The sequence below is a fragment of the Bradyrhizobium sp. USDA 3315 genome, assembly GCF_054056795.1.
In genome coordinates this window covers 1,686,973-1,713,059 of the sequence record NZ_JBSRYP010000001.1, presented here as the reverse complement: position 1 = coordinate 1,713,059, position 26,087 = coordinate 1,686,973, and the positions used below count along the sequence as shown (strand labels likewise).

19 protein-coding genes and 2 pseudogenes are annotated in these 26,087 nt (G+C 59.2%); 14 read left to right on the top strand and 7 right to left on the bottom strand.

Going from position 1 to position 26,087, the window contains the following annotated elements; genetic code table 11:
• Window positions 1-45: 45 nt before the first annotated feature.
• Together ACVIYL_RS07905 and ACVIYL_RS07900 are read left to right on the top strand one after the other, a co-directional pair.
• Window positions 46-183: pseudogene (locus ACVIYL_RS07905) on the top strand (IS5/IS1182 family transposase); the annotation flags it as partial.
• A gap of 283 nt (window positions 184-466) precedes the next feature.
• Window positions 467-721 (top strand): hypothetical protein, encoded by a 255-nt coding sequence (locus ACVIYL_RS07900; protein WP_456778202.1) that lies wholly within the window; start codon window positions 467-469, stop codon window positions 719-721.
• Between the two features lie 846 nt (window positions 722-1,567).
• Here ACVIYL_RS07900 and ACVIYL_RS07895 read toward each other — a convergent pair.
• The gene (locus tag ACVIYL_RS07895; RefSeq protein ID WP_456778201.1) at window positions 1,568-4,918 is read right to left on the bottom strand and encodes an AAA family ATPase; all 3,351 of its coding nucleotides are present in this window, start codon (window positions 4,916-4,918) and stop codon (window positions 1,568-1,570) included.
• A gap of 204 nt (window positions 4,919-5,122) precedes the next feature.
• On the opposite strand from ACVIYL_RS07895, the gene ACVIYL_RS07890 reads away from it, so the two are divergent.
• The 4 genes from ACVIYL_RS07890 to ACVIYL_RS07875 all read left to right on the top strand — a co-directional run bounded on the left by ACVIYL_RS07890 (window position 5,123) and on the right by ACVIYL_RS07875 (window position 11,910).
• Window positions 5,123-6,472: an IS701 family transposase gene (locus ACVIYL_RS07890; protein WP_456778200.1), complete on the top strand. Its 1,350-nt coding sequence runs from the start codon at window positions 5,123-5,125 to the stop codon at window positions 6,470-6,472.
• 101 nt (window positions 6,473-6,573) lie between these two features.
• Window positions 6,574-7,923, top strand: coding sequence for an IS701 family transposase (locus ACVIYL_RS07885; RefSeq protein ID WP_456778199.1), 1,350 nt, complete (start codon window positions 6,574-6,576; stop codon window positions 7,921-7,923).
• 428 nt (window positions 7,924-8,351) lie between these two features.
• Window positions 8,352-10,382: an adenylate/guanylate cyclase domain-containing protein gene (locus ACVIYL_RS07880; protein ID WP_456778198.1), complete on the top strand. Its 2,031-nt coding sequence runs from the start codon at window positions 8,352-8,354 to the stop codon at window positions 10,380-10,382.
• Between the two features lie 517 nt (window positions 10,383-10,899).
• Window positions 10,900-11,910, top strand: a complete 1,011-nt coding sequence (locus ACVIYL_RS07875; RefSeq protein ID WP_456778197.1) for a PAS domain S-box protein — start codon at window positions 10,900-10,902, stop codon at window positions 11,908-11,910.
• Between the two features lie 89 nt (window positions 11,911-11,999).
• Here ACVIYL_RS07875 and ACVIYL_RS07870 read toward each other — a convergent pair whose 3' ends face one another.
• Window positions 12,000-13,775 (bottom strand): adenylate/guanylate cyclase domain-containing protein, encoded by a 1,776-nt coding sequence (locus ACVIYL_RS07870; RefSeq protein WP_456778196.1) that lies wholly within the window; start codon window positions 13,773-13,775, stop codon window positions 12,000-12,002.
• 294 nt (window positions 13,776-14,069) lie between these two features.
• On the opposite strand from ACVIYL_RS07870, the pseudogene ACVIYL_RS07865 reads away from it, so the two are divergent.
• From ACVIYL_RS07865 to ACVIYL_RS07835, 7 genes and pseudogenes are all read left to right on the top strand, one after another.
• Window positions 14,070-14,625: pseudogene (locus ACVIYL_RS07865) on the top strand (DUF5939 domain-containing protein).
• A 58-nt stretch (window positions 14,626-14,683) separates the two neighbouring features.
• The gene (locus ACVIYL_RS07860; RefSeq protein ID WP_456778195.1) at window positions 14,684-15,511 is read left to right on the top strand and encodes an adenylate/guanylate cyclase domain-containing protein; all 828 of its coding nucleotides are present in this window, start codon (window positions 14,684-14,686) and stop codon (window positions 15,509-15,511) included.
• A gap of 500 nt (window positions 15,512-16,011) precedes the next feature.
• Window positions 16,012-16,347, top strand: coding sequence for a hypothetical protein (locus ACVIYL_RS07855; protein ID WP_456778194.1), 336 nt, complete (start codon window positions 16,012-16,014; stop codon window positions 16,345-16,347).
• 460 nt (window positions 16,348-16,807) lie between these two features.
• The gene (locus tag ACVIYL_RS07850) at window positions 16,808-17,086 is read left to right on the top strand and encodes a DUF2934 domain-containing protein (RefSeq protein WP_456778193.1); all 279 of its coding nucleotides are present in this window, start codon (window positions 16,808-16,810) and stop codon (window positions 17,084-17,086) included.
• A gap of 52 nt (window positions 17,087-17,138) precedes the next feature.
• Window positions 17,139-17,369 (top strand): hypothetical protein, encoded by a 231-nt coding sequence (locus ACVIYL_RS07845; RefSeq protein WP_456778192.1) that lies wholly within the window; start codon window positions 17,139-17,141, stop codon window positions 17,367-17,369.
• Between the two features lie 184 nt (window positions 17,370-17,553).
• Window positions 17,554-18,903: an IS701 family transposase gene (locus ACVIYL_RS07840; protein WP_253605578.1), complete on the top strand. Its 1,350-nt coding sequence runs from the start codon at window positions 17,554-17,556 to the stop codon at window positions 18,901-18,903.
• Window positions 18,904-19,108: 205 nt separating this feature from the next.
• Window positions 19,109-20,548, top strand: a complete 1,440-nt coding sequence (locus tag ACVIYL_RS07835) for an IS1182 family transposase (RefSeq protein ID WP_253607763.1) — start codon at window positions 19,109-19,111, stop codon at window positions 20,546-20,548.
• Window positions 20,549-20,885: 337 nt separating this feature from the next.
• Here ACVIYL_RS07835 and ACVIYL_RS07830 read toward each other — a convergent pair whose 3' ends face one another.
• From ACVIYL_RS07830 to ACVIYL_RS07815, 4 genes are all read right to left on the bottom strand, one after another.
• Window positions 20,886-22,121 carry an ABC transporter permease gene (locus ACVIYL_RS07830; RefSeq protein ID WP_456778191.1) on the bottom strand — a complete coding sequence of 412 codons (1,236 nt, stop codon included), beginning with the start codon at window positions 22,119-22,121 and terminating at the stop codon, window positions 20,886-20,888.
• Window positions 22,118-22,819: an ABC transporter ATP-binding protein gene (locus ACVIYL_RS07825; RefSeq protein ID WP_456778190.1), complete on the bottom strand. Its 702-nt coding sequence runs from the start codon at window positions 22,817-22,819 to the stop codon at window positions 22,118-22,120. The genes ACVIYL_RS07830 and ACVIYL_RS07825 overlap by 4 nt, the downstream gene beginning before the upstream one ends.
• The gene (locus tag ACVIYL_RS07820) at window positions 22,820-24,199 is read right to left on the bottom strand and encodes an efflux RND transporter periplasmic adaptor subunit (RefSeq protein ID WP_456778189.1); all 1,380 of its coding nucleotides are present in this window, start codon (window positions 24,197-24,199) and stop codon (window positions 22,820-22,822) included.
• Between the two features lie 81 nt (window positions 24,200-24,280).
• Window positions 24,281-24,544 carry a hypothetical protein gene (locus ACVIYL_RS07815; protein ID WP_456778188.1) on the bottom strand — a complete coding sequence of 88 codons (264 nt, stop codon included), beginning with the start codon at window positions 24,542-24,544 and terminating at the stop codon, window positions 24,281-24,283.
• 59 nt (window positions 24,545-24,603) lie between these two features.
• Between ACVIYL_RS07815 and ACVIYL_RS07810 the strand changes: the two genes are divergently transcribed.
• Window positions 24,604-24,900: a hypothetical protein gene (locus tag ACVIYL_RS07810; RefSeq protein WP_456778187.1), complete on the top strand. Its 297-nt coding sequence runs from the start codon at window positions 24,604-24,606 to the stop codon at window positions 24,898-24,900.
• A gap of 238 nt (window positions 24,901-25,138) precedes the next feature.
• Here ACVIYL_RS07810 and ACVIYL_RS07805 read toward each other — a convergent pair whose 3' ends face one another.
• Window positions 25,139-25,843, bottom strand: a complete 705-nt coding sequence (locus tag ACVIYL_RS07805; protein ID WP_456778186.1) for a LuxR C-terminal-related transcriptional regulator — start codon at window positions 25,841-25,843, stop codon at window positions 25,139-25,141.
• Between the last annotated feature and the right edge of the window lie 244 nt (window positions 25,844-26,087).

Genomic DNA, 26,087 nt, shown 5'->3' with positions numbered 1-26,087 from the left:
ATGATTCCGTTGTGTTGACGCGATTCTCGGCGAGGTCGATCCATGATGGGCCGTCTGAAGAGTGACCAAGGTCAACTGTTCTACGAGTTTCGTCTTGGCGATGCGGTCCCCGAAGATCATTTGGTGCGGACGATCGATGCTGCTCTCGATCTGTCGTGGCTTCGCGGCGAGCTTGCGTCCCATTAACCTGTTAGGGAGTCCGAAAAGTGCTGCTGTGTCGGATACTTAGGGCACTCGACGCAGGGCAAGCCGAAACATGGGCACCGACAACAAGCGATTTTCGGGTGTTTATCTTTCGCAGGTCAATCGCTCTCCTAACGGCGCGCTGAAAAAATGTCGCGAAATTCAGTAGGGAGGAGGTACGACGAAGCTAGAACAAAGTCGAAATAGCTACTTGCGGTGGATTGGGCCTAAGTTGCTTCGCGGGTCTTTTTTGAGGTTCAGCTTTTTCTAGGAAGGGTATTGGATGAGCCGTTTCTGTGGTGACAGGCAAGTCGCTGAGCTCCTGGCCGCTGGCGAACATTGGCGGGATGCTGCGCTGCTTGGCCAGCGTTCGCTCTTTTCCGAAGAGGACGTCTGGAACACTGCCAACGTTGAAATGCTTGATGATGCGTTCAAGCAACCTTCGAATGAGACGGACGGTCGCTTTGTCGACAAACTGCGCGGTGTGCTGAGCTCGTGCCCGGCTTCCGTTAAAATGCTGGCGGCTGAAATGATGTGACTGCTATTGCTATGTCCCAGCAACGTATCGATCGATAGAAAGCGCGAAACCATAAAAACAATTTTGGGATTGGTCAGAGAGCCAATTTCCGGAGCAAAGTAGGTGGCTATCCGACACGGTACTGCAAGGGATTGGAAGCGCCGGACCAGGCTTTAGCAATCACCGTCCCCGAGAACTGGCGTTTTGCCTCGCTTTTTTGTTGGCCTTTCGAAAGCTTCCTCAGGATGAGCGGACCAAGCTGCTGTCGAATTCCTGGTTCTTCGCAGAGTGGCTCCAGCAAGTTCCGGATGCCCAAGCGCGTCAGTTTCGACACATGTTACTTTATTTGCTGTTTCCGGACGATTTCGAGCGAGTGTTTTCGGCCGGTGATCGGAAAGCAATAAGGTCGCTCAAATCGACAGGATGGCAACTTTGGCAATGAGCCGTGGATGCTTTCGCGATTCCTTAGTCGGCTATTTTAGCGGGCCAAGACGCGCTGCGCGTAGGAGCTTTTCGACCTGGCTATTAGAACGCGTCTTCGCCGATCGCGGCGTGAGACAACAGAGGGTGATTTGTTGCGACGTTTGCCAGGAGCGATTGATCGGGCGTCAGGGACAGCTCGCCTTTGTCAGGAAAGTGCTGAGTGAGTAGCAGGTGCGGTCATGGTCATGTGGGTCTTATATGCGTTGGTACGGGAAGGGCACGCAGAACTAGCGAGCATACCAGCTGACATTGTCAGCCATTGACCGACTTCTTCCATAACATCTCATTTGCGAAATCCGATCATGGACGTGAAGCAGACATTTGTCAGCTTACGAGGGGGCAACGGGCCAGTACCGGAACTCACCGGTCCTTTCGATTGCCTCATTACGCAGGCTCGTCAAGCAGCGCCTTAGCTTCCTTCAGGTCGTATGTGTCGAAGCCTTCGGTGAACCAGCCGTAGAGCGGGGCGAGAAGATCGCGGGCGTCCTGAATCCGACTCCGACTTTTCCAGAGCCGAGCAAGACTGACGGCAGCTCGGAGTTCAAAGAATTTTGCCTTTTGCTCTCGCGCCAAGTGCATTGCTCGCAAGAAACGTTCCTCGCACGTATTCACCGGCTCACCTAGTGACAGGCCGATTTCTCCCTCCGTTCTGTACAGCTCCGCTTCCCAGAAATGTTCTTCGGTCGCTGTCACGTGGTCCTTTGAGTCGCGCAAATCCCGCAAGCTAGCCTCGCTATTGCCGATCCATGCATGCATGACCGCCAGCAAGCAAAAATAGTGCGAGAGATGATATTCAGTGCCGATCTTCCGCAGCTTCGCTATCCCCTCGCCACACAGCATGAGTCCCTGTTCAAGTTGGCCACGCTGAGCCAAAGCCCAGCCCGCCAAGACGGTTGCATGCGCATTCCAGGTCGGTAGCTGATATCGCTGCGAGAGCTCGGTAGTCTTTCCGACGAAATTGTTGAGGCTATCAATGTCACCAATCAGCTCGCTCAGTTGAGCACCCGCAAAGAAATAAGCAAATGCACTGCTGTTCGCGTGATTCAGTCTTGGCGCTAAGCAGAATACTTTGTCGCGAGCTGCCAATGCTTGCTCTGGGTATCCTAAAATCCAAAGCGATAGTGCAAAGAATGCGCCGCCTGAAACACCCGGATCGACGATGTACTGGGAGGCTAAGGCGCGATCCCGCTCTGGATCGTGGAGCAGAAGAATGGGCTCAAGATGCGCTTTCGCGTCCGCAAATCGTCCGAGCTGGAGGAGTGCACTGCCCATTGCGCGGTGCGCCACCAATAGCGCAATCCGATCTCCGCTGTTTTTGGCCAGCGACCAACAGCGATTGGCCATTCCCAGTCCATCCAAGGTCTTCCCGTTGTTGATGCAATAGATGGCCTGCCCAAACAGCACCGGCAGAAGGTGCGCTGGGTCGCCTAATTTCTCGCACAACTCAACCGCCCTCGCACGGGCAGTCGCCACCTCCGGGCTGGCCCAGCCGTGTACGGCTACCAAAGGCGTTCCTAAAGCGACCTGGAATTCGAGCTCGCTCTGATCCCGCCCAATCGTGTCGGGCAGTTTCAGCAGCAAAGCCAAACCACGGTTGAGGTGTCGCAATGCCTCAGCGTTTGCAGAGCGTTCCGCGGCACGTTGGCCAGCTTTCAACCAGTACGAAATGCCGGGCTCTACTTGTCCGGCTTCCGTGAAGTGATGAGCTACAAGCTCCGGCTCTGCTTCCGCGCGTTCAGGAAATTGATGCTCCAACACGTGAGCAACTTGGCCGTGCAACATTGAGCGCTTGCTGCGTAGCAAGCTACCGTACGCTGCTTCTTGAACCAGAGCATGCTTAAACAGGAAAGTAGGTCGTAAAGTTGTTCCACGACGGAGTATCAGCCCAGAATGGAGAAGCCGTTCCATGGCCACGTGACGTTTCTCGTCTCCGTCTCCTGAAACAGCAGCCAGAAGCTCATATGAGAACTCCCGCCCGATAACCGCTCCGATCTGGGCAACCTCCTTGGCGGCACCGAGGCGATCAAGCCGCGCCATCAGGGACGCATGCAAGCTTGCGGGCACCGCGAGGGCCGGCAACGGAGCTGCGACGACCGTCCGCTGCTCTACGTCCTCGCCTCCGGCCTCCAGCACCGCCTTAGTCATCTCCTCCACGAACAGGGGAACGCCGTCGGTGCGCTCGATGATGTCCTGCCGAATGCTTTCCGGCAGTGTGCTGGCGGCGATGTGGTCGATCATGGCGCTGGCTTCACACTCTGCGAGTCGATTAATGACAAGAGCCGTTACGTGCGGCTGAGCGAACCATGACGGCTCGAATTCCGGCCGGAACGTCACAAGCAGCAGAACACGATGGGTACGAATTCGGTCTATCACCCGACTGAGCACTTCCAAGCTCGTCGGGTCGGCCCAGTGAGCATCCTCGAAGATCATCAGTACCGGATTTTGACGTGTCAGCGCCTCCAGCTGTGAAATCAGAGCCTCCAGAGTTCTCTCACGACGCTGCAGCGGGGCCAGCTCGAGCGCGGGATAACGGCCATCATTTGGTAGCGACAGCATCGCGGCAAAGAGCGCGGCATGCTCGATCGACGTTGAGGCCTGCGCGAGTACCGCATCGAGCTTGTCGAGCCGGCTTGCGGGTTTGTCATCGCGCGCCAATCCGGCGGCATGCTCCATCTGTCCGATGATCGGATAAAACGCGCTGTCGGTATGCTGCGCAGAGCAGAAGTAGCGCAAATGCGTGTGCGGCTCGCGAGCAAGGCGTTCCAGCAGCGCCGCGGTGAGTCGCGATTTGCCGATCCCGGCCTCGCCGGACAGCAACACCACCTGGCCTTCCCCGGCTTGCGCTCTACTCCAGCGTCGCAAGAGCAGCTCAAGCTCTTCTTCTCGTCCGACCAGTGCAGTCAAGCCGCCGGGATGCATCGCTTCGAAGCGGCTCGCGACAGAACTTGCCTGCAGCGCCGCAAAAGCTCTCACCGGCCTTGCAATTCCCTTAAGGTCCTTTGGACCGAGGTCCCGTAGCTCAAAGAGATCGCCGAGGAGTCTGCGCGTGTCCTCAGCAATGACCACCGTGTTTGGCTCGGCAACGGCCTGCAAGCGTGCTGCGAGATTTGGGGTCTCTCCGACAATACCGCGCTGCTGCGCTTCGCCGGACCCGATCAAATCGCCGACGACAACCAGTCCTGTGGCAACCCCAACCCGCACCTGCAGCGGCTCAGGCGCCGAAAGCGTATCGACCGCATCGATCAGCGCGACGCCGGCCCGAACTGCACGCTCGGCGTCATCCTCGTGGGCTGCCGGATAGCCGAAATAGATGAGAACGCCATCGCCCATATATCTGGCGACGTAGCCCCCGAAGCGGCACACAGTGTTGGCCACGCACGTCTGATAGGTCGTAATGACCTCGCGCAAGTCCTCAGGGTCCATACGTGCTGAGAGCGCGGTCGAACCGACAAGATCGGCGAACATCACGGTCACCTGGCGGCGCTCAGCGGTGTCGGTCGGGACTTGATCGATTCTCAGAGGAGCGTTGGATAGGGACGTTGGCGCGTACGCTTCAGCGCGCAAGCCATTGATGGCGTCGAGCAGCTTCCGGCGGTCCCCGACAGATGCGACACCAAGGTCCTTCATATCCTCCGCCGTCAAGCTCGGCAGGACCGTGTCGTCGATCTTATTCTCTCGGAATGCCGCCTCATACTGTTCGAGGCCAAGCCTCCGCAGCCAACCTCCGACGTCCATGATGGCGCCCCAGTTCGCTTGGCGCCGAATGATCCTTCATGGGAGGCAGTCTGTCTAGGATATCGTCTGCTTGAATGACGGCTTTGGGTCACCAAAAGCGGAGCTCCTAAAAGTGCCGGCTTGTGGAGTGAAGCGGAGTTTAGCACTACTTTGGCAGATTGTTGATTTTGCCGCGTTTTATAGGATTCCCGAATCAATTTTTCAATGATTCATGGGTGGTCGGCTCTTGGAGGGCTGACCATGCCGAGATGGGAAGACGAACTCGAACGCTGGCTAATGCCGTTCTTGGACCGGCTGGGTCATAAGACCCGGCAGCGGATGTGTCCTCTGTATGTTGCGGGATTGATCGGTCCGGGCGATCGCAAGAGCGTTCAGCCGATGGCGGAACGCCTTGCCACGAGCAACTACGACCAGTTGCACCATTTCATTGCGGACGGTGTCTGGGATGCGACGCCGCTGGAGACGGAGCTGCTCAACCAGGCGGACCGACTTGTCGGCGGCAGGGATGCGATGCTGGTTATCGATGACACCTCACTTCCCAAGAAGGGTGAGCGATCGGTCGGTGTTGCGGCTCAATACGCGTCGGCTCTCGGTAAAACCGCAAATTGCCAAACGCTGGTGTCTTTAACGCTTGCACGCGGCGAAGTGCCAGTGATGGTCGCGTTACGTCTCTTTCTGCCTGACAGCTGGACAAGCGACATGTCTCGTTTGAAGCGCGCTCGCGTGCCAGTCGAACACCGAACGCCACGGTCCAAGCCGGAGATCGCTTTGGCCGAGATTGACCGCGCGATGGCAGCCAACATGCGCTTTGGATGTGTGCTGGCGGATGCAGGATACGGCCTCAGCACACCGTTTCGACAAGGGCTAACAGAGCGCGGGCTGACCTGGGCTGTCGGTATCCCTCGGCACCAGAAAGTGTATCCGGTCGATGTGAAGCTCATTTGGCCGATCACCAAAGTCCGTGGCAAACCACGAAAGCACCACGTGCCCGATATCTTATCGATTGCGGCCGAACAAATGCTGGCCAGCGCCAAATGGAAAACCCTGAGTTGGCGTAGCGGGACGAAAGGTCGGCTCAAAGCTCGATTTGCTGCTCTCCGTGTCCGCACCGCCGACGGCCCTCCGCAGCGGATATGGGATAAAGGTCAGCAGCATCTGCCAGGCGACGAAGCCTGGCTCATTGGCGAGCAACGTGCGTCCGGGGAGAAGAAATACTATCTGGCCAACCTTCCGGCGGCGACGGATCTGCGCACGCTGGCCGCCACCATCAAGGCACGGTGGATTTGTGAGCAGGCGCATCAGCAGTTGAAGGAGGAACTTGGACTTGATCACTTCGAAGGGCGATCATGGCAAGGTCTTCATCGCCACGCCTTGATGACAATGATTGCCTACGCCTTCCTGCAACATCGTCGCCTCGCATACGCGGGGCGGAAAAAAAAGAATCAACGGGCCTCCGCCTCAGCCAACCATGCCAGCCGTACGTCACGCCATCGTCGATCTCATCCTTCGGCCGCCGTCTCAGCAGTGCCCATATTGCCGAAAGCAGATCCGTGAAAAACAGCGGCGAAAACACAATCTGCCAAAGTAGTGTTAGCACTACTTTGGCAGATTGTTGATTTTGCCGCGTTTTATAGGATTCCCGAATCAATTTTTCAATGATTCATGGGTGGTCGGCTCTTGGAGGGCTGACCATGCCGAGATGGGAAGACGAACTCGAACGCTGGCTAATGCCGTTCTTGGACCGGCTGGGTCATAAGACCCGGCAGCGGATGTGTCCTCTGTATGTTGCGGGATTGATCGGTCCGGGCGATCGCAAGAGCGTTCAGCCGATGGCGGAACGCCTTGCCACGAGCAACTACGACCAGTTGCACCATTTCATTGCGGACGGTGTCTGGGATGCGACGCCGCTGGAGACGGAGCTGCTCAACCAGGCGGACCGACTTGTCGGCGGCAGGGATGCGATGCTGGTTATCGATGACACCTCACTTCCCAAGAAGGGTGAGCGATCGGTCGGTGTTGCGGCTCAATACGCGTCGGCTCTCGGTAAAACCGCAAATTGCCAAACGCTGGTGTCTTTAACGCTTGCACGCGGCGAAGTGCCAGTGATGGTCGCGTTACGTCTCTTTCTGCCTGACAGCTGGACAAGCGACATGTCTCGTTTGAAGCGCGCTCGCGTGCCAGTCGAACACCGAACGCCACGGTCCAAGCCGGAGATCGCTTTGGCCGAGATTGACCGCGCGATGGCAGCCAACATGCGCTTTGGATGTGTGCTGGCGGATGCAGGATACGGCCTCAGCGCACCGTTTCGACAAGGGCTAACAGAGCGCGGGCTGACCTGGGCTGTCGGTATCCCTCGGCACCAGAAAGTGTATCCGGTCGATGTGAAGCTCATTTGGCCGATCACCAAAGTCCGTGGCAAACCACGAAAGCACCACGTGCCCGATATCTTATCGATTGCGGCCGAACAAATGCTGGCCAGCGCCAAATGGAAAACCCTGAGTTGGCGTAGCGGGACGAAAGGTCGGCTCAAAGCTCGATTTGCTGCTCTCCGTGTCCGCACCGCCAACGGCCCTCCGCAGCGAATATGGGATAAAGGTCAGCAGCATCTGCCAGGCGACGAAGCCTGGCTCATTGGTGAGCAACGTGCCTCCGGGGAGAAGAAATACTATCTCGCCAATCTTCCGGCGGCGACGGATCTGCGCACGCTGGCCGCCACCATCAAGGCACGGTGGATTTGTGAGCAGGCGCATCAACAGCTGAAGGAGGAGCTTGGACTTGATCACTTCGAAGGGCGGTCATGGCAAGGTCTTCATCGCCACGCCTTGATGACAATGATTGCCTACGCCTTCCTGCAACATCGTCGCCTCGCATACGCGGGGCGGAAAAAAAAGAATCAACGGGCCTCCGCCTCAGCCAACCATGCCAGCCGTACGTCACGCCATCGTCGATCTCATCCTTCGGCCGCCGCCTCAGCAGTGCCCATATTGCCGAAAGGAAATCCCTGAAAAACAGCGGCGAAAACACAATCTGCCAAAGTAGTGTTAGGGCGCGTACTCATAAATTTCGTCAATGTCCGCTTCGATCCGATACCGACCGCCTCTGTGCAACCGCAGCAAAGGTCGCGATGGGCCATGAACGGACGTTGGACGGGCAACCGACCAGGTACGCGAACTCCAGGGTCGCATCCGATCCCCCAGTCCTTGGGACTTCGCCACGGGCGGTAATATGCGAGCGGACCGTAGGATGTGGCGGTCGGTGTACAATTGACACCCCATCTCCAGGCACTGAACCGACGAGTGGGCCCTCGGGAAATTCAACTTTCCCCAACCTGCCATGGCGCAAAGGTGCTAAGTTAGCGGCGGTGACTATACCCCTCGCGGTGCGAGCGATGTCGGCCCTACCGCGCGGAGAGCAGAGGTCGGCCGTGCCCCAAATGCACCAACAACGTCGGCTTGCTGCCATCCTGGTAGGGGATGTCGTTGGCTACAGCCGGCTGATGGGCGAGGACGAGCGGGGAACACTTCGCCGAATCAAAGCCATTCGCCGTGAAGTCGTCGATCCCAACATCGGCGAGTATCACGGCCGCGTCGTTAAGACGACTGGAGACGGCATTCTCATAGAGTATCCCAGCGCTGTAGAAGCTGTGGGCTGTGCGGTAGCTATCCAGCGGACGATGGCCGAGCGCAACGCTGAGACGCCGGTGGACCGACGACTAGAGTTTCGGATTGGTATCCACGAGGGGGACATAGTTGTTGATGACCAAGACATTTTCGGTGATGGGGTCAACGTGGCAGCACGGCTTGAGGCCCTCAGCGAGCCGGGGGGACTCTGTATCTCGGGCCGTGTTTACGAAGACCTAGCCGGCAGGCTCGAGCTTCCGTTGGAGGACCGCGGCGAGAAACAGCTCAAAAACATTGCTCGACCTATTCGTACCTATGGCCTGGGCCCAGAGGCTATTGCGGGGCTCGCCCCCACACCGCGCTTGGAGGACGAGCCACATCCAACGGGCTTCTTCCGATGGCTTGGAAGGGCTCCCCCAGTATTGCTGCAAATGAATTCGGCGCGCTGGGCCGTCGTTTTACTCGCGGCGGTTTCGGTTACAGGCGTGGTCGCCTGGCAAAGCGCCGGTCGACACGGCGCCCCCGGCCAAGTAAGCGCCAGCCTCACAGGCGTACCTTCAATCCAGCCGAGGGGGCCCGCGCTTGCTGTTCTTCCGTTTGACAATCTGTCCGGCGATCCCAATCAGGAGTATTTCTCGGACGGCATCAGTGATGAACTCATTACCGTTCTAAGCCGCTTCGATCAACTGCGGGTGCTGGCTCGCAATACCACCTTCGCCTACAGGAAGAAGGCCGTTGAGATGCAAGAGCTGGGACGGCAGCTACAGGCCCAGTATGTAATCGAGGGCAGCTTCAGGCGCGTCCCCGACCAGATCAGCGTCACGGCGCAGCTCATAGATGCGCGCACGGGGACCCACGTTTGGGCACAGACCTTCGAGCGGCCGACGACATCGACGAGCCTTCTCAACATACAGGATGACATCGCCCACCACATTGGCGCTGCAATCGGCGACATCCGCACTGGTGCAGTCGCAACAGCAGAACTGGAGCGGGCGCGTGCAAAATCGGCTACCGAGCTTTCGTCCTATGAGTGCGTGCTTCAAGGCTATCAGGCAAGTGCAGCTCAGAGTGCTGTAGAGCCGATGCGACGGGCCCGTGCGTGTCTGGAGGCCACCGTAAAGCGCGATCCCAACTATGCCGAGGCATGGGCGATCCTCACGCGCATTCTGCAGATACAGTACAGTTGGGGTACCGCGCTCGACGCGAATGAGAGGGGTCTTGATCTTGTTCCCCGCATCCAGGAAGCCGGCAATCGTGCCGTAGACCTTGCACCCGAAAAAGAAACGGCACATTTCGCACTCTTCTTTGCCTACTCCGTTACGTGCCAGGCGGAGAGAATGCGGGTTGAAACTGACCGGGTGCTGGCCCTCAACCCGAACGATGCCAACGCCCTCGGTCTGATGGGTAGCCTTCTGGCTTATGCTGGGGACTGGGATTACGGGCGAAAGCTTGCAGAAAAGGGGCTTACCCTTGCAGGGCCGGCGGCACCGTCCTGGTGGTGGTGGGTAGTCGCAAAGGACTACTATCGGAAGGGGGAGTACGCTAAGGCGCTTGAAGTTTTCCAACGGTCCTACTCTGAGCAGAACTGGTTGGACCGCCTGCACCTCGTCTACACGCTCCCACATCTCGGAAGGATTGAGGAAGCCAAGGCTCAAATACCGGCGTTGCTGAGACTCAAGCCCGACATCAGTGTGCGTGAAGCTGATCGCCTCTATACCCTGTGGTGCTTCGATGCTGACTTTAGGGAGAGGATGGTCAAGGCGCTCAGGCTCGCGGGGTTACGCGAGGAAGCTGATGAGAGCGGTGTGCGACAAGGCGATACGGCGCGCCAGTCGCAACGCTGAAATAGCTTATGAGCTGGTTAGGCACTGCGCTTCTAGTGACTGCGCGATCGCCGCGAGCGACCAGAAGGCTGCCGTGCCACAACAAATATCGCGAAGTCCCGTTGCGTCACTGAACCTTCCTCAAGCCAAACGGAGTAATCGTTTCGAGTATGTCGCCTTGGGGTCATTTCGACGGATTCGCCGGTGGTCGTCGGTTGGTTGATGTCTGCTTCTGTCCACAAGCGCCGAACCGGGGCCAGGTCAGCAGCGTTGCGTTCGGCCGGACCCCCTTGGCATCCAACCGTCATCCTGCTCGGTCGCTGACCGAGTTCTTCCATAACAACGGATAGGCGAACACCGAACTTGTGATCCATCGTGAACGCCGACACGCTTGCTCTGCTTTTTGACCCAAAGCGGATATTCGAGCGGCGTTGACGATATCGGCTTTTGACCCACCGGAGACATCGCGGCCTTTGCGTTTGGTGCTATGATGAGGCTAATTAACGGCAGTGCAGCATTTGAGTTTCGGAGGTTCTCAGTGCCGCGTAAAAACGAGTCGGAACTTCAACGCAAGCCTGTGGTCGGCGAGCCAGCACAAGAACGTGCCGAGCGCTTGGCCAATTTGCTGGCCTCCATAGTTGAGAATAGCGACGACGTGATCGTTAGCAAGAATCTGGACGGCATTATTACAAGCTGGAACAAGGCGGCCGAGCACATCTTCGGCTATTCGGCCGCCGAGGCAATCGGCCAGCCCATTACGATTGTGATCCCGGAGGACCGACAAAACGAAGAGCGCGAGATTTTAACCCGCATCCGACGCGGTGAGCGCATCGACCATTTTGAGACTGTTCGGCGACGTAGGGATGGTAGCTCAATCGTCGTTTCGCTGACCGTTTCTCCGGTCAAAGATGCCCACGGCAACATCATTGGCGCATCAAAGATTGCGAGAGATATTACCGAGTACAAGCGAATTCAGGAGCAGATTAACGTTCTGGCTCGCGAGGCGGAGCACCGAAGCAGGAACATCCTCGCGAACGTACAGGCAATCATCAATCTTTCTCAGCCCGACACCTCCGAACGCCTAAAGGAAGTGATCAGCGGGCGCATCCAAGCGATGGCAAATGTTCACTCGCTGTTTGTTGAAACACGGTGGATAGGAGCAGAAGTCTCGGCGATCGCCAAGCAGGAACTCGCCCCTTATCTCCAAGAAGGCCACGACAAGCGGATTAGGATGGAGGGTCCGCAAACCGTGTTAGAACCCACCGCTGCGCAGGCGATTGCTGTGGTTTTGCATGAACTAGCAACCAACGCTTCCAAGTATGGAGCGTTATCTAACGCGAAAGGCCGGATTGGACTGGCGTGGTCGCAAAGCGAAGATGGACAGCTGATGCTCCGCTGGACCGAATTGGGCGGTCCGAGGGTAAATGCGCCCGAACGCAGGGGCTTTGGTAGTCACCTCATCGAAGGAACGATTACTCCAATTGGCGGCAAGGTGCACTTTGACTGGCGCGCGGAAGGGCTTGTTTGCGAAATCGCCGTTCCGACGTGAAATGAACTGCGCTTCGTCTGCTCGCACCGTGGCAACTTCTGCTTCTGGCGCACCGCGACCATTGCATCGCGATTGACCCAAGTCGGACATCATTCCTCAGGCACGCCGCCGAGGCGCATTCCCTCACAGATCCGCGCATGCCCCGCAAGATACGTCGGATTATCGCTTGACGCGTTGAGGCGAAAACGGCGGAGAGTGAAGCCCGGGTTGAGCACAAGTCCCGCTTTCGCAGCGGTCCGGGCCTCTTCTATTGCACCCCGTAACCCCAACGCCGCGGTCAATACAAAATGGCTGTTAGCGAAATTGCGATTTGCCTCGATACTTCGTCGGAGCCAATCGACGGCTTCGCCTTCCGCGCCGCATTGTACCTTGGCCAAGCCCACACAGAACATCCACCAGTAAGTACCGAGATCACGAGGGGAAAGACGGAGCGCTTCAAGCACATGGCCTTCGGTCTCGGCTGCGCGACCCATGCAATACTTGGCGTAACCAATAAGGCCATGAGCATTGGCCGAATTACGATTGATTGCGAGTGCCTGCTCGCATTCAGCAATGCCTTGCGCTGCGCGGTTTCGAAAAATGTAGACCATACCCAGAACCAAATGGGCCCCCGCATGGTCCTGGTTCAATGAAAGCGCCTTGATCGCATTTGTTTCGGCTGTCGAGAGAAGCGCAGCCCGGTCGTCAGTTAGCAGAGCGGCCCCCATGACCAAATCGACGTTGGCGATACCGACCGTCGCCTCGACATTCGCGGGATCGAGCCCCAACGCCCGTTCACAAAAGCCGCGGGCTTTAGCCATGTGCTCAAGTGTTGGCCCTTTGTTCCATGAAGCCTTACCTTGGAAAACAAGGTCCATCGAGTTGGGATGCGGCGAGTGCTCAGCGCGTCGCGCCTCAGCCTCGGTAAGCTGGGCATTCAGCGCGTTAGCGAGCCGCGACACGATTTCGTCCTGCATATCGAACAGATCGGCGACGGGTTTATCAAAGCGCTCGGCCCACAGGTGATTGCCGCTTTCGGCATCGATAAGCTGCACGTTGACCCGAAGCCGGTTGCCGTTACGTTGTACAGATCCTTCCAGTACATAGCGGATGTTCAATTCGCGGCCGACCTTCTTGAGGTCGAGCGCCTTACCTTTGTAGGTGAATGCGGTGTGTCTTCCGATCACGAATGAGCCGCTGATGCGCGACAAGTCTGTTGTCAAACTTTCGGTTACGCCATCAACAAAGTAGTCTTGTTCTGGATCACCGCTTAGGTTGCCGAATGGCAGCACAACGATGGAAAGACGAGGGGGCGAGCGGTCTGGTGACGTCACCGCGCCGGACGATTCCTCTCTAGCAATCGCATAGACCCGGACCGGGCGCGCGATGTTCTTGAGAGAGTGCTCGCCCAAGTCAACGAATGCAACGCGGACCTTACCTTGGACTTGATCGTAAACCGCAGACGAGATGAAGATGCCGCCCGGCTCCGCAATGCTCTCTAGCCTTGCCGCAATGTTAACGCCGTCCCCGAAGATGTCATGGGGCTCGACGATTACATCACCGATATTGATACCCACACGGAAAGCAATACGCCTGTCTTCCACCTCGCTGACCGCAGCTTCCTTGATGCAGGTCTGGAATTGCACAGCGGCTCGAACCGCTCGGACGGCGCTAGGAAATTCCGCCAAAAACCCATCGCCAGTGTTCTTCACGATACGTCCGCCGTGTCCGGCGATTGCTGGCACAACAGCGTCCGCCAACAGCGCTGTCAATTTGGCGTGCGTAGGCTCTTCGGCATCGTGCATGAGCCGTGAATAGCCAGCCACATCGGCGGCCAATATCGCTGACAACCTGCGCTCGACTCGGACTGGCCGATCCCGCACCATGGCTCTCAACCCAACCGGACGAGACATTGTACGACGGATCGGGCGACCGGGCTACACCGCTAACCGTTGCCTATTGGCCGGTAGCCGACCTTGGCTCAGAAGACTGCAATGTCCGCCTTCGGGGAGACAAGCCGACCAAGGTCAACGGGTCGCCGTGGGTCGGGCTTGTGACCATAACCGACCGGGTTGGTGCAGGGCAACGTGCTGCCGGTGTGTTATGCTTGGATTGCCAGCGGATGGCCCGCGCTGCGAAATTGATATTCTTTGCTAGATTGGTACCGCCAGGAGCTGTCGATGACATCCATTGATGAACGGCTTCTCGAAAGCAAGATGACCCAGATCGAGCAGGCCAGAGCCTGGAGCCCGCGAGTCATTTCCAAGTTTGAAACCCTGATCCGTAGCGGCGACGAGGTCAGCATCTTCCGCGCTAACCCTTTGGCGTTCGCTCGAGATCGCGGTGTGGCTGAGCCGGAAGCGATCGACGTGTTCCTCCACGCCGCGCGCGCTGCATTGGGACATTCTGTGCCCCCATTCAGGCCTGGTACTGGAAAGCTTCGGCAAATTGCGAGCACTCCGGAGCCATTTTGTTTGCGGGCTATGCGATATCGACGGTCAGACGGACCTCGACGACTTTATCCAAGCTTCTTTCTCCGTCTCGCCGCAAGTGCGGCGCCTCGCGTTGCACGACGTTGACAATCTCTCAATCGAAGACCTGCATTGGAAGCTGAAGTTTGCGGACAGCGGACGGCTGCCCGGCGGACAAATCCGATTTGTTGATGTTCTGCGCGCCCTCGTACGCGGCATGACATATCTGCCACCGGGCGTGACCGACCCTGCAGACCGAGATTAAGTCCGGCGCGCTCTCAGGTGTTAACGTCCAGACGCAGGCTGGCTTCACGCTCCCCGTGGTGGACTCCTCAGCACCCCCACCCAGCACTCCGACAATTATTCGCATCACCTACGATGGGCAGCGCTTCACATCCGCTGTTTCGGCCGTCCCGTCGGGGCGCGCCGTCTTCGAGATCAGAAATACCGGCGCGAAGCGCGGTTCGGTGCTCTTGATCAACTGGCCACCTGAGATCGTAGCCATGCGAGAGAAGCCGACGCTCGAGTTTGAGCCCTACGTATCTGGCGCCATGCTGTTAACGCGGCAGACTTTTCGCAAGCTCTTCCGCTCCGAGCGTGTGGACGAGGAGGAAGGCCTTGGCGTCCGGCAGGTGACCCTCCTATTTACCGACTTGAAGGGCTCGACCGCTCTCTACGAACATCTCGGAGATCTTAATGCCTATGCGCTGGTCAGGGAACATTTCGCTCTGCTCGACGCAGTCGCTCAACGGCATGCCGGTGCTATCGTGAAGACCATCGGGGATGCCGTGATGGCTGCGTTCTCCCGGCCGGTCGACGCGGTCGCAGCGGCGCTCGAAATGCTACACGGAATCGGCCAGTTCAACTTTGAGCGAGACCGGCCCGCCATCATCCTCAAAATGGGCGCACACTGCGGGCCCTCGATTGCGGTGACCCTCAACGAGAATCTCGACTACTTCGGCCAAACCGTGAATATAGCCGCACGGGTGCAGTCATTCGCGGATGCGGGAGAAATCTGTCTGACTGAAGCGCTCTACACGACTCTCGGCGTTCGCGAGCTGTTGACAGGCCACCATGTTGAGGAATTCGACGCGCCATTGCGTGGCGTGCAGGGCAACGCACGAGTCTATCGCATCACTGGTCGATCGTAGCCAATCCGCTCGAACCAAGTTGTCTGGGCGAATTATGCCCGTCGCGACAAACGACGCGAGACGCCTAGACGTCGGTTCTAAGGGCTAAACCGGACACCACTTTGCCCGGCCGAACCGAGGCGATCGCTAGCGAATGCCGTGCTTTCTTCTGACCGATGCGACAGGATAGCTGGCTTGTAACTAGTGTCCAAACGCGCATAGTCACCAAGTGTTTGAACAGCAACCAACGTTCCTGGCACGGAAAAATCCCGGAAGTGGGTGGGGTGTTGATGTTCTCTGGCCTGATGGGGAAACGGAAGTAATTAAGGGCTTTGTCACCGAGCACGACGCGGCGCAGTGGATTGCTGAGCATTCCGCGGTCTCGCCCAGAAATAATAATGATAATGATAGGCCGCCTCAAAGTTAGCTGGCTTGCATCGCCAAATGGCGGCGTTTGAAGCGGGTTCACATTCAGGGGTGTAAGAGTGTTTCGCCACGGCGCTAGGTGCCGGGAGGCCGCAATGTTATTGCTGAATGGTCGAGAAAGCCTCGCAACTGCTGCCACGATGATGATTCAGATTCTCGTCGTGGGGACGCTTGTCTTTGCTGGCGGTAACTACCTTCAATGGTCGTCGGAGACGAATCTGGCCGAATTCATGGGCGCCCCCCAGATGACCGGGTCTCCTTCGACGCCGGCTATGACTTTCAATCGGCAAGTGCATTGTGATCTGAAGCGAAGTGATGACGGATCCGCGGGATCCGCGGTGGCGCTCGGATGGCGACCGCACGCTGCCAGTCCCGATCAGGCAAGCTCATTTGCATCATCTGCGAACGTCCTAGAAGACCTCTCGCACTGAGTCGTTTAATCCCGTCTCACTCTTTTGATATTGCCCTTCGGTCTAGCGCGAGGAGCAGACGATGCCCTCCTACACGCGACTTCGTCGCTAGCCGCCGACTCGCGCGCCAGCCGCTCCGCCTTCAATCGTTCACGGTTCGCATGGAACGCGATTTGAGCGCGTTCGTATTCTGACATCGCTGCCTTGGCGTCGGCATCCCGAAATGCCTTTTGGGCCTCGCGCTGAGCCGCAGTGGGTTGCCTCGTCTGATGGGTGTAAGCCATTTGCCTTCCTCCTTGCCAGCAACTGGCGATCCATCGAGACGTCGCAGTCGCATCGCGTACCTGGAATCCACTCTCAGTTGACCCCTTAGTTCCTCCCGCGCCGCAGCAAGATCCTCGCGGACCAGCCTCATGGAGCCGTCTTCCTGGCTCAGAATGAACGATTTGGCTGCAGCCGCCTTATTTTGACGGAGGTGGCTATGACCGCGCGCAGTGATCGTCAAGCCTTGGAGCGCCAATTGGAACGAGCCAACCGGCTTGCGTCCGGAATAAGCGACCAAACGACCTATCAGCGGCTCAAGGCATTTGTCGACGAGCTGACCGAGGGCCTGCGACGGCTTATAGCCGCCCGGCGGTCCAAGCAGGAAGTGCGAGCCCGCGCCCACGAACTTTGGGTACAGCACGGCCGGCCCAGTGGCCGTGATCTTGAGTTCTGGCTGCAGGCAGAGCGAGAACTCAGCGAGAGTGAAAACGAGTGAGTTGACGGGCGTCAGATGCGCACGCGCTTGCGGCAGAAGGAGGAGCAGCTACATGTCCGAGAGAAGAGAACTGTATCGCAGTCCGAACGGAGATGCATGGTTCCTTGGGCGCGAGCCGACCAACGGGAATGCCTTTATCATCCATCAGCCGAATGCGCCGTCCGGCGGCCGACTTTCGCACGTCGAGTTGGGTGAGTTCTTGCGCAAGGGAATGCAAGGACCCGAGCATCAAGCTCTGTTGCGTTTAATCGGTACGCTGGTTGACGTGCCGCCGTATGCCTAAGAGGACCGGCTGCGCTTGTTCCGTAATTTCCAAGCGAAAGCCAACTCGTGATCCATCGAGAGCACCGACAACCCTCGTCCGCTGTTGAACCAAGAGCGGATCGCGCGGCGATGGCTGACTTAGCACTACTTTGGCAGATTGTTGATTTTGCCGCGTTTTATAGGATTCCCGAATCAATTTTTCAATGATTCATGGGTGGTCGGCTCTGGGAGGGCTGACCATGCCCGGATGGGAAGACGAACTCGAACGCTGGCTGATGCCGTTCTTGGACCGGCTGGGTCATAAGACCCGGCAGCGGATGTGTCCTCTGTATGTTGCGGGATTGATCGGTCCGGGCGATCGCAAGAGCGTTCAGCCGATGGCGGAACGCCTTGCCACGAGCAACTACGACCAGTTGCACCATTTCATTGCGGACGGTGTCTGGGACGCGACGCCGCTGGAGACAGAGCTGCTCAACCAGGCGGACCGACTTGTCGGCGGCAGGGATGCGGTGCTGGTTATTGATGACACCTCACTTCCCAAGAAGGGTGAGCGCTCGGTCGGTGTTGCGGCTCAATACGCGTCGGCTCTCGGTAAAACGGCAAATTGCCAAACGCTGGTGTCTTTGACGCTTGCTCGCGGCGAAGTGCCCGTGATGGTCGCGTTACGTCTCTTTCTGCCTGACAGTTGGACAAGCGACATATCTCGTTTGAAGCGCGCTCGCGTGCCAGTCGAACATCGAACGGCACGGTCCAAGCCCGAGATTGCTCTAGCCGAGATTGACCGCGCGATGGCAGCCAACGTGCGCTTTGGATGTGTGCTGGCGGATGCAGGATACGGCCTCAGCGCACCGTTTCGACAAGGGCTAACAGAGCGCGGGCTGACCTGGGCTGTCGGCATCCCTCGGCACCAGAAAGTGTATCCGGTCGATGTGAAGCTCATTTGGCCGATTACCAAAGTCCGCGGAAAACCACGAAAGCACCACGTGCCCGATATCTTATCGATTGCCGCAGAACAAATGCTCGCCAGCGCCAAATGGAAAACCGTGAGTTGGCGTAGCGGGACGAAAGGTCGGCTGAAAGCCCAATTTGCTGCTCTCCGTGTCCGGACCGCCGACGGCCCTCCGCAGCGGATATGGGATAAAGGTCAGCAGCATCTGCCAGGCGACGAAGCCTGGCTCATTGGCGAGCAACGTGCGTCCGGGGAGAAGAAATACTATCTGGCCAACCTTCCGGCGGCGACGGATCTGCGCACGCTGGCCGCCACCATCAAGGCACGGTGGATTTGTGAGCAGGCGCATCAGCAGTTGAAGGAGGAACTTGGACTTGATCACTTCGAAGGGCGATCATGGCAAGGTCTTCATCGCCACGCCTTGATGACAATGATTGCCTACGCCTTCCTGCAACATCGTCGCCTCGCATACGCGGGGCGGAAAAAAAAGAATCAACGGGCCTCCGCCTCAGCCAACCATGCCAGCCGTACGTCACGCCATCGTCGATCTCATCCTTCGGCCGCCGTCTCAGCAGTGCCCATATTGCCGAAAGCAGATCCGTGAAAAACAGCGGCGAAAACACAATCTGCCAAAGTAGTGTTAGGGTGTGTACGCACAAATCCGGTACAAGCGTGCGGGAATAGCGAGGTCCGGATTGCCTTCAAAAGCAGACATCGAAGATGCCTAAGCGAATGTCCGCCAACGTCCCTGGCTGTGTGAAAACGCTGGGCTGCTGTTATGATTCTCCTGTGATTCTTTGGGGGAATCGATGAGGCGCTTCGTTGAAGAGGCGGATCGTGGACAGCGGTCGCTGTTGCCCGAATGCCTCGATGACTTCATTGACGAGAGCAACCCTGTTCGCGTGATCGACGTATTTGTCGATGCGCTCGGTTTGGCTGAGATGGGCTTTGAGGGTGTGGAGCCGGCGGCCACCGGTCGGCCGTCGTACCATCCCTCGGTGCTCCTGAAGCTTTACATTTACGGTTATCTGAACCGGGTACAGTCGAGCCGGCGGCTGGAACGAGAGGCCGGGCGCAACGTCGAGGTGATGTGGCTGCTGGGTCGGCTCGCTCCCGATCACAAGACGATTGCGGACTTCCGCAAGGACAACGGCCTGGCGCTGCGCAGGGTATGTGCGCGCTTCGTCGAACTCTGCCGAGAGATGGGTCTGCTGGCGACGGCGAGCGTCGCCATCGATGGCAGCAAGTTCAAGGCCGTGAACAACCGGGACAGGAACTTCACGCGCGCGAAGATGGAGCGACGGCGTGCTCAGTTGGAGGAGAGCGTCGCGCGCTATCTGAGCCAACTTGACACGGCCGACCGCCAGGAGCCGACCGAGGCCCTGGCCACGAAGGTGACGAGGCTTACCGAGAAGCTGACGAAACTGAAGGAGGAAATGGGCAAGCTTGCCGTCTACGAGAAGCAGATGCTTGCGTCACCCGACCAGCAAATCTCCCTGACCGACCCCGACAGCCGCTCGATGGCGACGAGCGGGCGCGGCTCTGGTGTTGTCGGCTACAACGTACAGGTCGCCGTAGACACCGAACACCATCTGATTGTGACGCACGAGGTGACGAACAGCGGCTCGGATCGGGCACAACTTGCCAATATGGCCAAGCGGGCGAAGGCTGTTCTGAAGACTGAGACGCTCGAAGCTGTAGCCGATCGCGGCTACTTCAACAGCCCAGAGATCCTTGCGTGCCACGAAGCGGGCATCACGGTAACTCTGCCCAAACCGCTAACGTCCGGCGCTAAGGCAGACGGACGCTTCGGTAAACAGGACTTTGCCTATTTGCCAGAGGAGGACGTCTATCGCTGCCCGGCCGGGGAGCGGCTATCATATCGCTATACGAATGAAGAAGACAGCAAGGTGCTGCGGCGCTACTGGACCACGGCCTGTCAAAGCTGTTCGCTCAAGACCCAATGCACGCCTGGGTCAGAACGGCGGATTACGCGATGGGAGCATGAGCATCTGCTCGAGGCTGTGCAGCAGCGCCTTGATGCAAGCCCGCACGCCATGCGTCAGCGCCGCGAAACTGTCGAGCATCCGTTCGGCACCATGAAGGCCCGCATGGGAGCGACACACTTCCTCACCAAAACGCTTCCGAAAGTGGCGGCCGAAATGGCGCTCTCCGTCCTGGCCTACAATCTGACACGGGTCATGAACATCGTCGGGATCAAGCCGCTGATGGCTGCGATCGCGGCATGACACCAATCCAGTCCCGACTGCCTCGGGACTGGCGTTTTTACACGACCAAGTCCGGAAGCGGCCATTCCTCAGGAGCCGGACGTGCTCCCCGTTCGACCTAGACTAGGGAATTTGGTTCGTCGGCGAGAGCGGATTCTGTAGTTCGACTGTGAAGCTTGCTACCGCAAAAGCGTCTCCAAACCCTCGCTAAACCAGCCATAGATCGGCATCAGAACGTCGTGCGCCTGCTGCGCGCAGCTTGGAGTCTGGCGCGCGGCGCTCGCGCGAAGTTTGGGCAGGTGCGGTACCCAACGCTGCATATTCGGCTGCGGTACGCTCGCCCCCAGCGCTCGCGGGCCTAGTCCGAGCGCAGGGCTTCGACGGGTTGCAGCAGTGACGCCTTCCAGGCCGGGTAGAAGCCGAAGAAAATGCCCACTCCCGCGGCGAAGGCCATGGCGACAAGGCTGAGCTGTCCGTTGAGCACCACGCCCAGGTTGGCGTAGCGCTCGACGGCCACGGCGCCGCCCAAGCCCAGGGCGACCCCAGCGATGCCACCGATCAGGGACAGTATCGTCGCCTCGACCAGGAATTGGCCCAGGATGTCGCTTCGCCGGGCTCCCACCGCGAGCCGCAGCCCGATTTCGCGGATCCGCTCAGTGACCGAGACGAGCATGATGTTCATGATGCCGATCCCGCCAACCAAAAGCGAGACGGACGCGATAGCGGCAAGCAGAATCCCGAGCGCCCGTGCCGAGTCCTCCTTGGCCCGCATTACCTCTGTTAGGTTGATCAGGTGAAAATCGTCCTCCTGAGCCGGCAGGAGGCCGTGGCGCTCGCGCACGACCTGCCGAATCTCGGCGAAGACCGAAGCCATGTTGGCGCCGTCGCGCACCTTTATGATCACGCCCGAGATCGCCCGAGGATTGGCGGGATTGCGCCCGATGACCCGATTGAGCGCGGTCGAGATCGGGAGGACAGCGGTGTCGTCAGTGTCGAGCCCAGCCAGGCTTTGTCCCTTGGCGGCCAGTTCGCCGATCACCGTCATCGGAATGCGATTGACGCGAATTTCCTGCCCCACCGGGCTCTGATTGCCAAACAGTTTTTCGGCCACGGTCCGGCCGAGCAAGGCCACCTTGCTGCCCTGGATCACGTCCTCACGGTCAAAGGCGCGGCCCCGGCTCACGGACCAGTTGCGGATGGTGAGATACTCGGGCGTCGTACCGGTGACCAGGGTGGACCAGTTCGCATTGCCATAGATCAGTTGCATCCCCGCGAAGTTGTGCTGCGGCGAGGCCGCGACCACAGCCGGGATTTCGTTCTCGACGGCCTGCGCGTCGGCGAGCGTCACGCTCGGTCGTGACCCCTGTCCCTTGGACACCCCGCTCCTCTTCAGCGCCCCCGAGTTCAACACGATGGTGTTCGCCCCGAGATTGCGCATTTCGGTCTGGATGCGCTGGCTCGCCCCGCCCCCGACCGCCATCATGACGGTCACCGATGACACTCCCAAAACGATGCCGAGCATGGTCAGCGCGCTGCGCAGCTTGTTGACGCGAACGGCGCGCAACGCCGCAAAGGTGCTGTTGACGAGTTTCACGCGGCGGCCCGGATGTGTTGGTTCAGATCATCGGAGACTACTCTGCCGTCTTTGAAATGGATGACCCGGCGGGCATAGCGAGCGACCTCGGCGTCGTGAGTCACGACGATCACCGTGAGGCCGCCTTCGTTGAGGCGGACCAGGGCGGCCATGATCTCCTCAGAAGTCACCGAGTCGAGCGCACCAGTGGGCTCGTCGGCGAGCAGGAGAAGCGGCTGGTTCACCAGGGCACGGGCTATGGCGACCCGTTGCTGCTGTCCGCCGGACAATTGCGAGGGGCGATGGTGCCCGCGGTCCGAGAGGCCGACCTGCGCCAGGGCATTGCGCGCCCGGCGCCTGCGTTCGCGCCACCCGAGGCCGGCATAAACCATCGGAAGCTCGACGTTTTCGAGCGCCGTCGCCCGCGCCAGCAGATTGAACTGCTGGAACACGAAGCCGATACTTGCGTTGCGGACCGCCGCGAGCCTGTTGCTCGACAGGCGCAGCACGTCCTCTCCGGCGAGGTGATAAGTGCCGCTGCTGGGGGCGTCGAGGCAGCCGAGAAGGTTCATCAAGGTCGACTTGCCGGAGCCCGACGCGCCCATGACGGCGACGAATTCACCCCTGTCGATGGCGAGCGACACTCCCCGGAGCGCGGGCACCGCCGTCTGGCCGACCACGTAAGTTTTTGTCAGATCTGAGACGGCCACCAGCGGCATCTACATGCTCCCGATGATCCGCCGCGTGATGGTGGGCGGCAACTCTCTCTGATCGACGCCGACGATGATCTCCTCGACCGGCTCGGCGATGGAGACCTCGACCATGCTGCCGTCCGACAGCCCCACGCGAACGGGAATCGGCCTTGGCCGTTTATCCTGCCCCAAGGTCCAGAGGTGGGAAGCTTCCGGTCCGCGCGCTCCGGATGGGGCAAAGCGCAATGCCGCGACCGGCACCTTGTGCACGTTCGTGTGGGCGTCGATGACAATGCGGGCGTTTGCCGTCATGCCGGGCATCAGCATCTTGTCCGGGTTCGGCGCGTTGGCCACCACCACGTAGGTGACGACGTTCTGTTTCTCCTGGGGGTCCTTGCGGATCTGCTTCACCTCGGCCCGGAACTCGCGTCCGGGGAAGCTGTCCACCGTGTAGATGACCGGCTGGCCCTCCCGGATCTTGCCGATGTCTGCCTCATCGACTGAGATCTTAATCTGCATCTCGCGGAGGTCCTGAGCGACCGTGAACAGCGTCTGGGTTTGCAGGGTGACAGTGACCTGCTGACCCTCCTCGATGGTGCGCCCGATCACTACTCCATCGACAGGCGAGCGGATCTTGGTACGCTCCAGTTCGGTCTGTGCAGCCTTTAAGGTCGCACGTCTTTGCTGCACGACCGCGTTGGCATGAATCACCTGCGCCTCGGCCGAGCGGCGCGCTGACTCGGCCGCCTGAGCGAGTGCGATCTTGGTGCGCTCGTCGGCCTCTGCCGACTTGTAGTTTTGAACCGCCATGTCGAAGGCAGCCTGTGTCCTGGATAACTCAACCTGAGAGACGTTGTCCCCCCTGGCCAAGGTCCGCTTGCGCTCCAGGTCGCGCTGGGCCTCGGCGACCACGATGCGCTCGCGCTCCGTCGCGAAGCCAGCCCTCTCCGTCGCGGCGGCGGCGCTGGCGAGATCGGCGCCCGCCTTTTCCTGAACACGCTCCTGAATCACCACGGCCGCTTCGGCGACACTCAATTCGCTTTGCGCTTGCTCCAAAGCGATCTGAAAGCTGAGCGGATCGATCTGAGCGATCACGTCACCCCGACGAACCTCCGCGTTGTAGTCCGCCAGGATGCGGAGCATCTGCCCGGACACCTGCGAGCTGACGAGCACGGTCGTGATTGCCGACAACGCGCCACTCGCCGTCACGGTCGTGGCGATGTCCCCCTGGCGCACCGGCGCAAGAAGGTATTTAGGACCTTCTGGAGGGGCGTTCACCAGCAATTCGGGAAGGTACCGCGCCGCTTGAGTCCAGGCGGAATCCCACGCATTTTCGGGGAGAATCCCCCGATTGTATGCGGTCGCCCCCAAAGCGACGGCGACCAGAGATCCCAGCAGCAGCTTCATGAGAGACGTGCCTTGCGCGAGGAGGGCGGCTCCCGAGGAGCCGCCCGGCCACTTTGTCCGATAGCGCGCGCGTAGCCCGCTCTATTGATGGCCGCCCGGAGTTCCGCCACCCTTGTTCGTGGTGGGGCCGGTCGTGGTCGTCTGTTTGTTGTCGCTGGCGCTGCCGCAGGCGGAGGTCTGGGTGGTCGTCGTCGTCTGCGTGAAACCCGCGTTTCCATTAGGCGGGGTCACGGTGGTTGTCGAGGTGTCGCAGGTCTTGACGTTGTCTGCGAGGGCCGGCGAGAACCAGGCTCCGCCGACAGCGGTCAAGGTCAAGGCGAATCCAACTAGCAGTGTTTTCAGCATGTTGCGCTCCTATTCAGTGCTCGGTACACCGTCAGTGGCCGCCCGGAGTCCCGCCGCCCTTGTTGGTCGTCGGGCCGGTCGAAGAGGTGGTCGTGGTCGTCTGTTTGTTGTCGCTGGCGCTGTTGCAGGCGGAGGTTTGGGTGGTGCTGGTCGTTGTGGTCGTCGTCTGGGTGAAGCCCGCATTTCCATTAGGCGGGTTCGTCACGTCCGACGTCGTGGTGCTGGTCGTAGTCCCGCAGTCCTTGGTGCTGCCTGCGTGGGCGGCCGGCGAGAACCAGGCTCCGCCAACAGCGGTCAACGCGGCCAGGGTTGTTGCAACCGTCAGATTTCTCAGTGACATGGGATTGCTCCTTTGAGCGAGAGCTGGATTCATTAGCGTCACCCTGCGTGCAATAACCCCCTGCGCACGCTCTACATCGTCGCATCACGCGTCGCGAGCAAGTCATCTTCGGATAGAACCAGCCTTCCATCCGATAGTGATCAAAAGAGATTCGGGTAGATTGGATTATCGATATCGCAATCAATGCGGACCTGTGGCACGCGCCGCAGGTGCAGACCCGTTCCACTGCGGGGCAGAGCTCAGCGATCGATACTCTACGTGTGCATCACTGAGGCCATCGACAGCGCTAACTGCGTTCTACCGCTCAGGCCAAACTTCTCGTAGATATGATGTAAGTGCATCTTCACGCCGCCTTCCGACAGATGAAGTTCGCGAGCGATTTGCTTGTTGTGCAGGCCTCGCGCTACGAGATGGGCGATATCAGCTTCGCGTAACGTCAGGCTGCGCGTAATCGGGGAGGACCGTTCCGCTATCGCAAGCCCGCGCAACAAATCTGGGTCCATCCACTTCCGGCCGTGATGCACGCTCCTCACACAATCGATGAAGCTCATGGCGCAGACCCCGATCGACAGAATCCCGTCCACGTCTAGAACCAGCAGATCCGACGCCGTCACTGCATCGCGCTCCAGCAGGAAGATCAGTGCCACAGAGCGGTTGCAGGCCCGCAGCCGTGAGACCATTCTGGTGGGTTCCCGTCCAACCATGTTTTCCGCCAGCATGATGATATTCGGGCGGAGGGCACCCAAGGAGCGCACGAGGTCATCTTCGGACGAGCAGCGCGCCGCGACACGGTAGCCGGCCGCATGCAAGACGGTCTCTATTCCGGCTGCTGTGATTTCGTGGTGAGTGGCAATGACCAGCGTGGCCCGGGCTTTTACCGGTCCCGCGGCAGCAGGCGAGGCATGCGCTTCAATCTCGACGCCAGGTGTGCTGGGTTGGAACGTAGGATCGGTGACCATGACTTCTCCTTCGCAGCGTTGAAGGTCCCTTACATGGCGTTCGCGCGATTTAGCTTCGATGGCGGCCCACGCCGGCATTCCTGCGCAGACGTTAGCCAGATAACCCACGAACAGGTCCTGAAATTCGACGTAATATGTTTAATACACTACCACCGTGTGACTGATTGGACATCAGTCACCATGCCACAGCCCCGCTCCATGAGATGAACTGCGCGCAAGCCGATACCACCTCCGAGGTACCCCA

Bases quoted from the DNA above. Each gene is read 5' to 3' on its own strand.
- ACVIYL_RS07900 (WP_456778202.1), top strand. From the start codon at position 467: ATGAGCCGTTTCTGTGGTGACAGGCAAGTCGCTGAGCTCCTGGCCGCT.
- ACVIYL_RS07895 (WP_456778201.1), bottom strand. From the start codon at position 4,918: ATGGACGTCGGAGGTTGGCTGCGGAGGCTTGGCCTCGAACAGTATGAG.
- ACVIYL_RS07890 (WP_456778200.1), top strand. From the start codon at position 5,123: ATGATTCATGGGTGGTCGGCTCTTGGAGGGCTGACCATGCCGAGATGG.
- ACVIYL_RS07885 (WP_456778199.1), top strand. From the start codon at position 6,574: ATGATTCATGGGTGGTCGGCTCTTGGAGGGCTGACCATGCCGAGATGG.
- ACVIYL_RS07880 (WP_456778198.1), top strand. From the start codon at position 8,352: ATGCACCAACAACGTCGGCTTGCTGCCATCCTGGTAGGGGATGTCGTT.
- ACVIYL_RS07870 (WP_456778196.1), bottom strand. From the start codon at position 13,775: ATGGTGCGGGATCGGCCAGTCCGAGTCGAGCGCAGGTTGTCAGCGATA.
- ACVIYL_RS07855 (WP_456778194.1), top strand. From the start codon at position 16,012: ATGTTATTGCTGAATGGTCGAGAAAGCCTCGCAACTGCTGCCACGATG.
- ACVIYL_RS07850 (WP_456778193.1), top strand. From the start codon at position 16,808: ATGACCGCGCGCAGTGATCGTCAAGCCTTGGAGCGCCAATTGGAACGA.
- ACVIYL_RS07845 (WP_456778192.1), top strand. From the start codon at position 17,139: ATGTCCGAGAGAAGAGAACTGTATCGCAGTCCGAACGGAGATGCATGG.
- ACVIYL_RS07840 (WP_253605578.1), top strand. From the start codon at position 17,554: ATGATTCATGGGTGGTCGGCTCTGGGAGGGCTGACCATGCCCGGATGG.
- ACVIYL_RS07835 (WP_253607763.1), top strand. From the start codon at position 19,109: ATGAGGCGCTTCGTTGAAGAGGCGGATCGTGGACAGCGGTCGCTGTTG.
- ACVIYL_RS07825 (WP_456778190.1), bottom strand. From the start codon at position 22,819: ATGCCGCTGGTGGCCGTCTCAGATCTGACAAAAACTTACGTGGTCGGC.
- ACVIYL_RS07820 (WP_456778189.1), bottom strand. From the start codon at position 24,199: ATGAAGCTGCTGCTGGGATCTCTGGTCGCCGTCGCTTTGGGGGCGACC.
- ACVIYL_RS07815 (WP_456778188.1), bottom strand. From the start codon at position 24,544: ATGCTGAAAACACTGCTAGTTGGATTCGCCTTGACCTTGACCGCTGTC.
- ACVIYL_RS07805 (WP_456778186.1), bottom strand. From the start codon at position 25,843: ATGGTCACCGATCCTACGTTCCAACCCAGCACACCTGGCGTCGAGATT.